Origin of the sequence: Vagococcus hydrophili (assembly GCF_011304195.1) — a bacterium.
In the GTDB taxonomy this organism is placed as follows: domain Bacteria; phylum Bacillota; class Bacilli; order Lactobacillales; family Vagococcaceae; genus Vagococcus; species Vagococcus hydrophili.
Genome location: NZ_CP049887.1, coordinates 1,574,582 through 1,588,750, shown reverse-complemented (window position 1 = coordinate 1,588,750; position 14,169 = coordinate 1,574,582). Strand labels below are relative to the sequence as shown.

9 protein-coding genes are annotated in these 14,169 nt (G+C 35.9%); 1 reads left to right on the top strand and 8 read right to left on the bottom strand.

The genetic code is table 11. The annotated features are described in order from the left end of the window. Nucleotides 1-151: 151 nt before the first annotated feature. Nucleotides 152-2,284 carry a polyribonucleotide nucleotidyltransferase gene (gene pnp, locus G7082_RS07980; RefSeq protein WP_166034584.1) on the bottom strand — a complete coding sequence of 711 codons (2,133 nt, stop codon included), beginning with the start codon at nucleotides 2,282-2,284 and terminating at the stop codon, nucleotides 152-154. A 171-nt stretch (nucleotides 2,285-2,455) separates the two neighbouring features. Next, nucleotides 2,456-2,725, bottom strand: coding sequence for a 30S ribosomal protein S15 (gene rpsO, locus G7082_RS07975; protein ID WP_166034583.1), 270 nt, complete (start codon nucleotides 2,723-2,725; stop codon nucleotides 2,456-2,458). 251 nt (nucleotides 2,726-2,976) lie between these two features. Here rpsO and def point away from each other — a divergent pair, with 251 nt between their 5' ends. Then, nucleotides 2,977-3,540 carry a peptide deformylase gene (gene def / locus G7082_RS07970; protein ID WP_166034582.1) on the top strand — a complete coding sequence of 188 codons (564 nt, stop codon included), beginning with the start codon at nucleotides 2,977-2,979 and terminating at the stop codon, nucleotides 3,538-3,540. Nucleotides 3,541-3,567: 27 nt separating this feature from the next. Here the strand turns inward: def and G7082_RS07965 are convergent, their stop codons facing one another. From G7082_RS07965 to G7082_RS07940, 6 genes are all read right to left on the bottom strand, one after another. Further along, nucleotides 3,568-4,347 (bottom strand): HAD family hydrolase, encoded by a 780-nt coding sequence (locus G7082_RS07965; RefSeq protein ID WP_166034581.1) that lies wholly within the window; start codon nucleotides 4,345-4,347, stop codon nucleotides 3,568-3,570. Nucleotides 4,348-4,422: 75 nt separating this feature from the next. Beyond that, nucleotides 4,423-10,662 (bottom strand): InlB B-repeat-containing protein, encoded by a 6,240-nt coding sequence (locus G7082_RS07960; protein ID WP_166034580.1) that lies wholly within the window; start codon nucleotides 10,660-10,662, stop codon nucleotides 4,423-4,425. A gap of 1 nt (nucleotide 10,663) precedes the next feature. Continuing rightward, a complete protein-coding gene (locus G7082_RS07955; RefSeq protein ID WP_166034579.1) occupies nucleotides 10,664-11,320 on the bottom strand; it encodes a hypothetical protein in 657 nt (218 codons plus the stop codon). Nucleotides 11,321-11,332: 12 nt separating this feature from the next. Continuing rightward, the gene (locus G7082_RS07950; RefSeq protein ID WP_166034578.1) at nucleotides 11,333-12,202 is read right to left on the bottom strand and encodes a BsaA family SipW-dependent biofilm matrix protein; all 870 of its coding nucleotides are present in this window, start codon (nucleotides 12,200-12,202) and stop codon (nucleotides 11,333-11,335) included. 3 nt (nucleotides 12,203-12,205) lie between these two features. Further along, a complete protein-coding gene (locus G7082_RS07945; RefSeq protein ID WP_166034577.1) occupies nucleotides 12,206-12,922 on the bottom strand; it encodes an LPXTG cell wall anchor domain-containing protein in 717 nt (238 codons plus the stop codon). 115 nt (nucleotides 12,923-13,037) lie between these two features. Beyond that, on the bottom strand, nucleotides 13,038-14,120 hold the full coding sequence (locus G7082_RS07940; RefSeq protein ID WP_166034576.1) for a BsaA family SipW-dependent biofilm matrix protein: 1,083 nt from the start codon (nucleotides 14,118-14,120) through the stop codon (nucleotides 13,038-13,040). Nucleotides 14,121-14,169: the final 49 nt, after the last annotated feature.

Below are 14,169 nucleotides of genomic sequence, written 5' to 3'. Positions count from 1 at the left end.
TTACTCTGAGCAAAACGATTTTTTATTCACGCTTTAGTCCGGGTTCAAACGGCAGCTCCTACGACAACTTCAAAAATCAAAATTAATCCAAAAAGCGGATTATTTTTGATTTTCTCCAGTTGCTTGGAGCTAAACGCCGTTTTTACCACGCTTATTTCTCTTCTGTTTTTTCTTCTTTTGGTTTTTCGATCATTGCTTTTCTTGATGCGTTGACACGACCTTGTTTGTCGATTTCAGTGATTTTAACTAAAATTTCGTCATTCATCTTAAGAACGTCTTCTACTTTATTAACTCTCTCGTGAGCTAATTGTGAGATATGCACTAAAGCATCTTTATTTCCGAATAAGTTAACGAAGGCACCGAATTTTTCGATACGAACAACTTTAGCTAAGTAAACTTCGCCAAGTTCAACTTCTCTAACTAATTCTCTGATAATTTCAATGGCGCGGTTAATCTTGTCTTGATCTGAATGAGCAATGCTGACATTACCTTCTTGATCAATATCAATTTTAACTTCAGTTTCATCGATAATTTTGTTGATGGTTTCCCCACCTTTACCGATAACTGTTTTGATTTTATCTGCTTTAATTTGGATCATTTCAATCTTAGGTGCGTATTTGCTTAACTCTTTACTTGGTTCAGCAATTGTTGCTGTTAAGTTAGCTAAGATTTCCATACGAGCTTTTTTCGCTTGTGCTAAAGCTTCTTTTAGGATTTGTTCAGTGATTCCTTGGATTTTAATGTCCATTTGTAGGGCTGTGATACCATCTTTTGTACCAGCCACTTTAAAGTCCATGTCTCCTAAGTGATCTTCTAAGCCTTGGATATCTGTTAAAACAGTGTAGTTATCGTCATCCATAACAAGTCCCATGGCAATACCTGCTACTGGTGATTTGATTGGCACACCAGCGTGCATAAGTGCTAATGTTCCACCACAAATACTTGCTTGTGATGATGAACCGTTTGATTCTAAGACTTCAGAAACTAAACGAATCATGTATGGGAATTCTTCTTCACTTGGAATAACTTGAGCTAAGGCTCTCTCGCCTAAAGCACCATGTCCAATTTCACGACGACCTGGTCCACGTGATGGTCCAGTTGAACCAACTGAAAATTGTGGGAAGTTATAGTGATGGATAAATCTTTTACTATCTTCCACACCTAAGCCGTCAATAATTTGATGTTCTCCAAGAGGTGCTAAGGTACATGTTGTTAAAGCTTGTGTTTGTCCACGAGTGAACAGTCCAGAACCATGAACACGTGGTAAAATACCCGTTTCAGAAGCAAGTGGTCTAATCTCATCAATTTTACGACCATCAGGACGGACTTTTTCGATAGTGATTAAACGGCGGACTTCATTTTTTTCCATGTCTTCTAAGATTTGACGAACTTCTTTCATTACTTTAGCTGACTCTGCATCTTCAGCAAATTTTTCTTCATATAAAGCTGTAACTTCTTCTTTTAATGCGTCAATGTTGTCTTCACGAGCTAATTTCTCTTCTGTTTGAATCGCTTCAACCATACGAGTTTGGAAAGCATCATTAATTTCTTTTTCTAAATCTGCATCAATTTGTAACAAAGTGATTTCCATTTTAGCTTTGCCAATTTCTTTAGCAATTTCTTCTTGGAATTCTACTAAACGTTTGATTTCAGCATGACCGAATAAAAGAGCACCTAACATATCTTCTTCAGATACTTCTTTCGCGCCACTTTCCACCATGTTGATGGCATCTTTTGTTCCAGCGACTGTTAATTCGATATCTGAAACTGCCATTTGCTCAACTGTTGGGTTAATCACATACTCACCGTTCACACGACCTACTTCAACACCAGCAATTGGGCCATTGAAAGGAATATCTGAAACACATAATGCTAATGATGAACCTAACATAGCAGCCATTTGAGGGTTACAATCTTGTTCCACACTCATGACAACGTTAGTAATTTGAACTTCATTTCTGAAACCTTCCGCAAACATTGGGCGAATTGGACGATCGATTAAACGAGCTGTTAAGGTTGCTGTTTCACTAGGACGAGCTTCACGTTTAATGAATCCTCCAGGAATTTTACCAACTGCATACATTTTTTCATCGTAGTTAACTGTTAATGGGAAGAAATCCACATCTTTTGCTTTTTTGGAAGCTACTGCCGCAGATAACACCACTGTGTCTCCGTATCTTACTAAAACTGAACCATTTGCTTGTTTGGCTAATTGTCCTAGTTCAACAGATAACGTACGTCCGCCCCAAGTTGTTTCGAATACTCTTTTTTCAGAATTCAACATTTTAATAATCTCCTTATATCGCACTGATGATAAGTTCTACTAAACAAATGTCAAAATTGTTGACTACAAATCCTCACATTTGCATAGTAGTTTCACCTTCACCGTGCTCTTCTTTTTTAAAAGAAAAGCGAGATCCAAACCAGACCTCACTTTTTCTAAATTCTTTAAAAATTAACGACGTAAACCTAATTTTTGGATTAATTCGCGGTAGCTTTGAACATCGTTGTTACGTAAGTAAGCTAATAAGTTACGACGGTGTCCAATTTTTTTCATTAATCCACGGTATGAATGGTGATCTTTTTTATGAAGTTGAGCATGCTCATTTAAAGCGTTGATCTCAGCTGTTAAAACTGCGATTTGTACTTCTGGAGAACCAGTATCTCCTTCATGACGTGCGTATTCGTTGATGATTTCATTCTTGCGTTCTTTTGTAATTGCCATTTCTTTCACCTCTTATATTTTTTTCCTACAACTGAGTAATTCGTTGGTGATTCGAATAACCTAGAAATAGGTTGTGACGTTTAACATCACACAATGGTACTTTACCCGATTTTTACACTAAAAGCAAGAAATTCTTGTGCTTTTTTGCAATTTTTCTCCATATTAGTCTTTCTTTTTAAGGAAACAAATATTACAATGATTTGAGTAAGCTTATGATAGAATAAATTATATAGAAAGGAAGTGTCACACAAATGATTACAATGAACGATATTATTCGTGAAGGCCATCCAACACTTCGTAAAGTAGCAGATGAGGTTTCATTTCCTTTATCTGAAGAAGATAGAGAATTAGGCATTAAAATGAGCGAATTCTTAAAGAATAGTCAAGACCCTGAGTTGGCTGAAAAATACCAACTTCGTGGTGGTGTCGGTTTAGCGGCTCCCCAACTTAATATTTCTAAGAGAATCACAGCGATTGAAATACCTAATATGGAAGAAGAAGGTGGCGAGCCTTTTTTAAGCACTGTCATGTACAACCCGAAAGTGTTAAGCCATTCGGTACAACAAGCTGCAATTGAAGAAGGTGAAGGTTGTCTATCAGTCGATCGTCATGTTCCTGGTCTTGTGGTAAGAAATGCTAAAATTACGATTTCTTATATGGATCAAGATGGAGAAAAACATAAATTACGCCTAAAAGATTATCCAGCGATTGTGATTCAACATGAGCTTGATCACTTAAACGGTATTATGTTTTACGATCATATCAACCCAGAAAATCCAAATTACGCAGCTGACGATGTGTTATTAATCCAATAAAAAAACGATTCTTAGGAATCGTTTTTTTTATTGGATTAAATTATATTCTTTCAGCGCGTGAACAATACCACCTTCATTATTTGAAAGGGTCACAAAATCACTGACTGCTTTTAAATCTTCCTTACCATTTCCCATGGCCACACCCACACCAGCATACGCTAGCATCTCCATGTCGTTATTCCCATCGCCAAAAGCCATTATATCTGCTTGGGCAAAGCCAAACTTATCTGCCACAAATTTCAGTGTTTCTGCTTTTGAGCCATTGTGTGGTAAAACATCGATTCCATGCTCATGCCAACGCACAAAACGAAATTCTGGGAATTTCCCTACATAAGCATCCATTTTACTCTCATCAAGTAAAGCGACAATTTGATAAACTTCTGCTCTTTCGTGGAATGTTTCGTCAATCTCTGGTAAAGCTTGCCCAAAACTTTCCATGGCAATTTTAGTTTCAGGGTTATAGTTAGGATTATTTAATTTCGTTTCTTTTAAACCGTTAAACACTAAATCAATCTTGCGCTCAGCACTTACTTTAACTAACTTAAGCATGGCTTCACGGTTTAAAGGATTACTATAGATTTGCTCCCCCTTAGAGAAGGCCACAGCTCCGTTACTCAATACAGCGTGTTCTATTCCAGATTCATTCAAAACCTCTTCTGCTAGGGGTAAGCTGCGTCCAGTGGCACACATCACCATATGTCCTTCATTTTGAAGTTGAGTTATTGCTGCAAGTGTTTCTGGTAAGATAGCGTGTTCGTCATTAATTAGGGTTCCGTCGATATCAAAGGCGATTAATTTTTTATTCATGTGAATCCTCCTAGAGTTATTAGATTCAGTATAACAAAAAAGCCAGGAAAATAAATCTCCTGGCTAAATCTCTTATTAAAAATCGTTAATATACGTTGTATAAGTGTAACGATAGCTTACGACTATTTCATCAGCGTTAGGATCATCTTTAATTTCTTTGTCTAACAATTTGATGTCTCCAAAACCACTTGTTCCATCAGCCACTTTAGGGTTATTTATTCCATTTCCACCAAAATCACTCACAGATTCGATTTCCTTACCATTTTTATCAGTATAATAAATTTTAATTGGTAGTTCCATCGGTAATTTAGTCATATCTACAGCGTCACCCTCAACAACAATATCTTTCATTTCTCCACTAGATGAATACTTTTTATTTTCAATTGCTCCTGGGATTGTCATTTTGTAGTAATAGTCTGATAAATTATCGAAGTATTTTGGTAAAATACCCTCAGCGTATGTTTCAAAATTAACCAAATTGACCGTTTTTCTATTCTTAGATGAGTCTAAATAATAAAACTTGAAACGCACATTTTTCGGTTTTTGAATATAAACTTTACCAAAATCATTGGTCTTATAATCCCAATTATAAAATGGTGGTCCATCTTCGCCAACTTTAGGTTTCACATAAACAGTCAACCAATACTCTTTGCCTTTTGCCATATCAATAAGTGAAATAGCTTCATTCTTTTTGTTTTTAGAAGCATGGTTGCCATTATCCGTTGTTAATTGATAGCCATCGTATTCATAAAACTCTGGAATTTTAGCAGTGGTTTGGTAACCTGTGTAACCTTCAAACCATTTTAGTTTGATATCTTTATATGGTTTGTTTGTGTCTGCTTCATAAGAAGGCACTAACGCCGACAATTGATTTTTCTTATCAGAAGGATTATTTGGTTTCACATTATCAAAACTCATATAACCTGTCGTTGGAACCACTACATCTTCGTGTTTACCAATAACTTCTTGTTTCACATGAAGAATTCCTTTGTTAGCTAAAATTTTAAATTCAGCTTTACTTTTAGCTACAAATTCTGTATTGGATCCTGTCAATTCGACATTATTTATTTTGATTTCGCCCTCTTTACCTTCTAATATTTTAGAATCATATGTTAGTGTTTTTTGCTTATTAGCTGCTAGTAGTTTGTAGTACACTTCTAATTTTCTTTCAGATTGAGTCCAAGTGTAATACTCGCCATCACTCGTCGCATTATTTTTACCTTCTGGAACTTCTTTTCCGTCCAACTTAATGTTTTTAGGTTTTTCCATTCCTTCAGCTAAAATATCTTTTAAATAGGCATCTTCTAAATCATAATTCGTTGTATTACGCATTTTTATTTCGTAAGATGCTGTTTCACCAACATAAAATTCTGGTTTATTAACACTCTTATCTATTGTAGGTTCAATATCTTTCCGCCACTTCGCATAGAGTATCCAGTCTCTAGTAATCGGTGTTTTGAAATCAAATTTCTTCGTTAATGCTTTGTCTTCATACCAACCTTCAAAGACATAACCTGCCTTTTTAGGAACGTCATTACCAGTTGGTTCAGTCGATAGTTTTTCATTTCTAACAAACTGATCCTTAGGCTTAGGTGCACCTCCGTTAGGTTCGAATTCGACTTTCCACGGAACATGGACAGTTGCAAAAGCTAACATTCTGTATACAGATTCTCCAAAAGTTCCATCTTTATTAGGTACATAACTTTTTTGATTAGCCTGAATATACTGTGCCATATTGGTAAACGTGTATTCTTTTTGATTATTAATTAATGGACGTCTTTCTAGTTTTGTATCCATGATAAAGCCTGCAAAATTATTTCCTTTAATTTCTTTTTCTTTCAAGTTTTTAAAGTGAATAATTCTTGTACCATCTGTATGTGTCTCAATCTCATAATATTCATCTGTGTCCGGTGAATTAACTTTAGATTTTTCAAATATTTCATGACGTTTCATCGTACCAAGGACAGCTGTTTGGGTTCCAGAACCTGGCAACAACTCACCATCTACTGTAAATAGTTCAACTTTTGACGGAAGCGCTACTTCAGATGGTAAGTAATCTTCCAATTCTTCACGAATCAAATCATCTCTTTTTGGTTCTGGGTCACGATTTCTGGCAATTGCCATATAAGAGAAATTATCACCCACACGAATATCTGTCAATTGATTCCCTGGTGCTTTATAAGGTCCTTTGTCCTGCATAGTATCTAGTGTGCTTCGGTCAAATGCCTTTTTAAAGTGACCAGAACCTGGATTAGGTTTCCATTTGGCGTATAAATCAATATCCTCTGTTACCGGTGTATTGAAATCATACTTTTGAGTAAACTCTTTGTCTATGTACCAATCAACAAAGACATTATCTGGAATCCTAACATCTGTTGATCGATCATCCTTACCTTCGTCTTTGTTATCTGCATCATAGTAAGGTTTAGGATTATTACCTTTATAGTTATTGTGGTACTCTTTACCAAGCGGTTCTTGTTTTGGTCTAGTCGCCTTATTCCCATATCCAGGATACTGCGGATTTGGGTCAGGTTTAGTCCGTTTGATGACATCATCACCTGTATGGAAGGTTACTTTAACATCTGGGTCTTTATTCCATTTAGCATAAAGAATCATGTCTTTTGTAACAGGAGTTCCAAAATTATATTTCTTCGTTAATTCTTTGTCTTCATACCAACCTTCAAATGAATGACCAGATTTTTTCGGAACTTGGTCATCTTTTGGTTCAGTTGCTAATTTTTCATTTCTAACAAACTGATCCTTAGGTTTAGGTTTTCCGCCATTAGGTTCGAATTCGACTTTCCATGGAACATCAACCTCTGAATGGGCATACAGCGTTAATAGAGATCCTTTAAAACTACCATCTTCAAGAGGTATGTAACCGTATGATCTATCAGTTATAAAAGAAGCAGAATTTCTAACTATATACTTTTTATTATTGAGAGGTGGTCGTTTTTCTAACTTCGTTTCCAAAATAAAGCCACGCAATTCTTTCCCTATAATTTCATTTGATTTCAAGTTTCTAAAGTAAATTTCTCTCTTACCATTCTCACCTGTCACAATTTCATAGTACTCATCACGTTCAGTTGAAGCTACTTTTGATTTTTCGAAAATCTCATAGACTTTCACTGTACCAGGAATAGCGGTCGGTAATCTATCACTAGGCTCTTTCTTGCTATCAACTGTAAACAATTCAACTTTTGTTGGTAATGCAACTTCCTCTGGTAATATATCTCTCCAATCTCGAATACTTATATTTTCCCTAGTAGGATCTCCATTACGAGCAATCGCCATATATGAAAACTTGTCCCCCACATTCACTTCAGTAAGTTGATTCCCTGGAGATTTATATGGACCTTGATCATTTTCACTTTCTAATGTATTTCTATTGAAAGCTTTTTTCAACATCCCAGGTATTGGATTAGGTATCCATTTAGCGTATAAATCAACATCTTTTGTTACTGGAGTATCAAAATTATAAGGAATCTTAAATTCTTTATCCAAGTACCAGTCTACAAATTTATTATCAGGATACCTACCGTCAAGCTCCCTATTCGCATCACCTTGTTTAGGATCATTAGCATCATACTTACCTTTTCCACTGTCTATACTATATTGATGATATTTATAGCCAAGCGGATTTTGTTTTGGTCTTTTCGCCTTATTTCCATATCCAGGGTACTGTGGATTTGGATTAGGCATAGTCCGTGTGATAACATCATCACCTGTGTGGAAGGTTACTTTGACATCTTTACCAACTTTCACGTCATAAGTTGCTTTTGGTACTTTTTCACTATCAGAATAAAGTTCAGCTTTATTAACTAGAACATCACCTGGTTTATTAGCAATTGATTTTGTATCGAAAGTAATAGACCAAGCTGAACCATTAGGAGCTATACCATAGGCAGAGCCTAAAGTTACTTTTAATTCTCTAGTCTTTTCATCCCATTCGTAATATTTACCTTTTTGGTCATCACTTGTTTTTAGCGGAATAACTGCATCTGGATTATCTTTTTTACCTGAATCAAAGAGAACATTTTTAGGTGCTTCCAGTCCTTCTGGTAAGATATCTTTTACGACAATATCCCTCATCAAATCTGTCCCAGGCTTCTCAGGACTTGTTTTCTCATTAGCAAAATAAAGGAAATAACTAAACGACTCTCCTACACCAATTTCTTTAATTTTGTTTCCTCTAGTCCCGTCTTCCTTCCATTTAAAAGCATGTTTTTCAATATAAGGATTAGAGTCAGCAAACATCGTCACAGTTGCTTTACCCTCACTTGGATCGATTCCCGGACTAGTGGCAACTGCTTTGTTAACCTTGCTACTACTATAAGTCTCAATAGTTGTATCATAATAAATCCAATGAGCAAGCCCAACTTTTAACGGTGATTTTTCAACTATTGTTAATTCACGTGTGTTGGAATTCCATTCATAATACACTTTGTCTGAAGCTGTCGCCCTACTCTTTTCAGGAATATTTCGCTTACCTCCGTTAATATACTCTTGGATATTAGTAGGAGCTGATAACCCTTCTGGAATTTTATCTACAAGTTTAGCTTCATTTAAGATTCCTGTAGCAGGAGGTGTCCCATATTGAGTATTCGCAATTTGCACACGGTACTGTAACTTATCTTGCTTCTTACCTGCTACTTTTTCAGCATAATCACTTCCAGCAGTCGATAAGTTTTTCACTCTTTTAACTGTCGATAGTTTTGGTTTATCTGAAATTTTAAAAGAAGCCTTTACTGTAGACTTATTAGTATTAGGCGCTGTCACAGTTGCCGTATTAGTTTTCACTTCATCGTGCTTACCTTGATCAACCTGAGCTGTATAATAAAACTCATCATACTGTCCAACTTGAATCCGTGATCCATAGATAGTAATAACTTGTCTCACCTTACCATCGCTACCAGTTTTCTTACTAAGTTCATAATAAGGTCTTTTACCACCAGATTTACTTTTTTCTGGAACTTCATCTCGTCTTGTTGTTGTGACGATGTGTTCCATTTTAAAAGGCTCTACTAAGGATACCCCTTCAGGAAGTTCATCCACTAAAGTAAAATCATCTAAGGTTGAAACTACCTCATTAGGGTTACTTCTATTAGTTACACGAACCGAATAATCAACTTTTCTGTGATCGTTGTTTTCTTTTTCGCCTTCTTTTGTGAATACTTCCATTGGCACTTCAGATTTAGACACTTTTTTAGAAGTAACTGCGTTGGCTTTTTCTTTTTCTAACCAAACAACAATCCCTTTTTGTTCATAGTCCTGAACAACTTTTTTAGAACTACCTTTCTCTAAAGTACCAACCTTACTTTGTTTACCTGTAGACCAAACACCATCTTTATTTTGACGAACATAACTACTATTTATAACTGCACCAGAAACCTCTTGAAATCCTAAATTGTGATAACCAGGAACTGTTGCATCTAAACCAGTAACATTTACTACATCTTTCCAAGATCCCTTTTTACCTAAAACCTGGGGAGACAGGCCCTTAACCTCTTCTAACGTATCTACATCTCGATAAGTTACTTTAATGAGTTGAGGAACCAGTATAATATGATTAACACCTTGCCGAAAAGCTTCTCCATCATCTGGAAATATGACTTTACTGTTATCGTACTCCCCAGTCATGTACCACTTGGCCTTTGCCGGTCCTTTTTGTCCCTCATTAAACTCGTACCTGACAGATTTATCATTAAAATTTTCGCCAGGTTTTATCGCTGGTATATTGGAAATACCAGCCCCGTTAGCTGACTTATCAGGAGCTGGCCATCCCTCAGCTTCATAAGTTACTACTGGTAAATTGTATTTCGCTGTGTATGTATTAACAAAAAAGCCAGAATCTTTTTTTTCTGTATATCCTGAAGCCTCCACAGGTAGATTTTGCCATCTTTTAGAATCTGAGATAGTCCACTCACCATAACTAGGAAAATTAAACCAATTTGCTTTTTCAGATGTACCCTTTTTTCTCACAGTGGTGGGTTGATAAGTACCTAAAGTATATGAAGAATATGTATCACCTGGCTCCCCACTAACTTCATACTCACCCCAAAATTCCATAGGTTTTCTTAGGTTATCATCTACTCTTTTTTTATATGGATTGTGCGTCGCTTTATATGTAATTGACCCATTCTTTTGCCAATTCTTACCCCAATCAAATAATTCTAACGTCTTATCATTTGGTGGCAAATTAGAAGGTTCGTCTTCCGCAAATACTTTCCCACTCATACCAAAAGTCATACTCACTAAAGTCAAAATAAAGGCGGTGAAAGCAAGCAACCTTTTCATTAAATTATTCTTTTTCACTTTACTTCCCCCCCTTTATCTTCTGTAACTCTGCATCTACTGTTTTCAAATTCTTCTCTGTTGGTACTTTACCTAACCACCATGCTTTTCGGTAGTTATCTCCGGCTGATATGACTGTTTCACTTTTCAGAGAAATCGTCATCTTAGCATCTTTATAAGAATAATCTTTATTAGATGCTAATTTTTCATCTAAAGTCACTGTCTTAAATAATTCAGTCGTTTCTTTTCCAGCTGGAACTTTCTTCATATAATAGTAGAAACCATCTTCTCCTAATACCCAATCTGGATGAACGTCAACAAGAACCTCTTTACCAATCTCGCTTGGTAACAAGGTTCCATCAGAGTCTTCAATTTCTGGTACAACCAATACCCTTACAAAGAATGGTGCATTTTCAGAATTTTTCACTTTCACTTCTTTTTGATATTTTTGTCCAGGTTCAATTGGATTATCTTTAGTCGGTGGTGTGAATTTTTCTGTGATGTCACCTCTTAAATTAGCAATTTGAAAATCATTTGTTTCCTTGTCGCTATCTTTCATCGCAGCATAAACTGCTTTCATTCCCATAATCATTACAACGGTCATAACTAAAGCAGACGCGGTAAGAATTATTTTTTTACTTAATTTTAATTTCTTAAATTTTCGAATCTTGCGTTTCACTTACCGCACCTCCTATTTTAGTTGTGGTTTTAATAATTGATAGGCTGGATCGTTTTGGTTCAAGCGCCATTCGCTAAAAATAGGTTCGGTTGCATCATGAGCGTCCATATAGACTTTCAATTTGTATAATGAACCTTTGTATTTATTAGGAATTGCATCTGATAAAGTAAGTGAAGATAACACTTCATTACTTTTTTCACCTGGTTTTAATGGTCTTGAATAATAAAAATAACCATTTGAATACAACCAATAATCGCCTGTTGCGTTTGGATCAACTGCTGTTTTTATATGATCTGGAAAGTTCAACGAGATAAATTTTTGTGGTGCCGTCTTTCTTTCTTTCTGATACTCATACATGCCTGTTCTTGCTTCTGGATCAGAAACCCACGATTTGTCAGCAATGTAAAACTTGTTTCCTTGCTTAAACGTGCCATCTCCGTCAGCGGCAGGTTGCCATGTGCCTGTATCGTCACGATCGACTCCTGGTTTTTTTGCTTCACTCGCTGTTGCTAAGTTACCGTTTCCTGTTTGGTCTGTCACGTCCACTTTAAAATTAAGGATGAACTCGTATAAAGAAACTCTGACAAACGCTGGAACAGTTCCCGTATTAGCAATTTTAACTTCTTTGGTTGTTTTTTCTCCCGGTTCCCATTCATTGTTTGGGATAAAGACTTCTGTAATTTCTGCGGCTAACTTTCCACCTTCAAATTTATTGGAGACGTCATCCTCAGAAGTGAACCATGCAAACGTACCGACAAATGAAAAGAAGCTAATGATAGCGAGTAACGTGACAACTAAAGAAATTTTCCGATGATGCTTTTGAATCTTTTTGATTTTTCGCATCAACTTCTTTTTCTTTCTTTTTCGAGATTTAGAACTCATACGTTACTCCCCTCCTTTGCTTATATTGGCACGATCTTTATGTTTCTTTTTCCAAATTAACAGGAAGATTAACACAATCAACATTCCCATACAGAAGATAATCATCATTTGTTTGACAGTTTCACCTGTCATTGGAAGTCTTCCGATAGATTTGATTGATATTTTCGAATCTTTATCTTTCTTGGGAACAACAGGCTCTTTTGTTTTGACCGCATAAAAGGTCCAAACGTTCTCCATTTTATTTTTAGTTTCAAAATCTTTATTGGTGTACTCTCCCGAAAGAGAATAATCAACTTCTAAAGAACGACTGTCTCCTGCTTTAAAAGTTCCCAAATCTAGTGGTTTAGATTGAAGATTGTTTTTTTCACTTAATCCAGAAGCTGGCCCTTCATAGACAACTTTGCCTTCATAGGTTAATTTCATCTGGATGGCTTTTGACAAATCTAAACTCCCAGATACCTTGGGTGGAGAGATGAGCATTGTTAAGTGATATGGGACATCTTTTTCCATATTTAGCAGAGAAATATTTTTGTGCCAAGACATACCTGGCATCGCATTATCTACCTTAACAAAATACTCGCCATCTTTGCTCGCTTTGATCCCTTTCTCATCCCCTACCACCATTCCTGGGGGTAAGTCCTGAGCAACAGTTTTCATTGGTTGAACAAATAATAATAAACTAGGTAAAAGTATCAGAAGTAATAGAAATTTTCTTTTCATTAGCTTACTTCCCACCTTTTTGAGAATAGCCGGTCAATAGAATGATGACTAATCATCTTATCAACCGGCTCGTGTTCTCATTTGATTAAATTTTTTGTAGCATTAACATTAATGATTATTTAGTTTTATTAGTTTCTGGCAATTCTTTAAGAGCTTTTGAGATATCGCCATTAATATTATTTGGTCCTTTTTCACCCAACCAATCTGCTGAATCAACCGCTTCTGCGTGAGCTTGAATACCTTTAGCTTTAACATCTAAATTGTATTTAACTTTACTATATTCATTTCCAGCAGCACCTGATAATTTTACAGATTCAATAAGTTGAGCTGTTTGTTCTTGTGCAGGAACAACGCCAATATAGTAGAAACTTCCATCTTTAAGGTTGTAGTTCCATTTACCTGTTACTGGTTTTTCAGACACGTTAACAAATTTAATTTCAATTTTATCATCTGCAGCACCTTTAAGAACAATGCTTGCAGAACCGTCACCTTTGATTGGTCCACCAGGTGTTCCAGCTGTAACTGGTGTATAAACTGGGTTTGTCCAATCTTTTTTAACTGGTGCTTGGTATTCAATCTTAATGTATTTCACTTGTGGCGTATTTTTTGGCGTTAATTTATCATTTTTACGAACAAATCCGCCTGTTCTAGCGTATAATTCTTCGCCTTCTGTACCATTATCCCAATAAGAAAGATATTGATATCTAGTACCTTTATCAACTGTTTCTGATTTTTCTCTTACAACAAGAGTGTACTCTTTACCTTTAATAGTAATTTTTGGTGCTGTACCTTCTAACGTACTAACAGTAGGATACTTAGATTCAATATCTGCTTTTTTCATGCTTAATGGCATAACATAGTCAGCAGCAGCAATATCAGCACCGTTGGATGTATATTTACCATCAAGATTTTCTGATTTCAATTTAGTGATTTCTTCTGCCAAATTAACACGAATGAACGCATTATATTTCCCACTATTTTTAACCGCTACATCTTTTTTCGTTTCTACATTAGGTTCCCAAGTAGTTGGTTTTTCGAAATCTTCGACAATCTCGATGTCGTTACCAGCAATCGAACCTTCGAACTCATTCTTTACTTCGTCTTTACTTTGGAACCAGGCAAATGTACCCGCCATTGCAGCTACAGCGGCTAAGGCTGCTGCAGTTGCTAGCCATTTTTTCTTGTTTTTGCTTTTCATGAATAATTCCTCCAATTTATATTATTTTTATATCAACTCATAAAATGAG

Coding starts and splice junctions, on each gene's coding strand:
- G7082_RS07965 (WP_166034581.1), bottom strand. CDS start 4,347: ATGAATAAAAAATTAATCGCCTTTGATATCGACGGAACCCTAATTAAT.
- G7082_RS07945 (WP_166034577.1), bottom strand. CDS start 12,922: ATGAAAAGAAAATTTCTATTACTTCTGATACTTTTACCTAGTTTATTA.
- pnp (WP_166034584.1), bottom strand. CDS start 2,284: ATGTTGAATTCTGAAAAAAGAGTATTCGAAACAACTTGGGGCGGACGT.
- G7082_RS07950 (WP_166034578.1), bottom strand. CDS start 12,202: ATGAGTTCTAAATCTCGAAAAAGAAAGAAAAAGAAGTTGATGCGAAAA.
- rpsO (WP_166034583.1), bottom strand. CDS start 2,725: ATGGCAATTACAAAAGAACGCAAGAATGAAATCATCAACGAATACGCA.
- def (WP_166034582.1), top strand. CDS start 2,977: ATGATTACAATGAACGATATTATTCGTGAAGGCCATCCAACACTTCGT.
- G7082_RS07940 (WP_166034576.1), bottom strand. CDS start 14,120: ATGAAAAGCAAAAACAAGAAAAAATGGCTAGCAACTGCAGCAGCCTTA.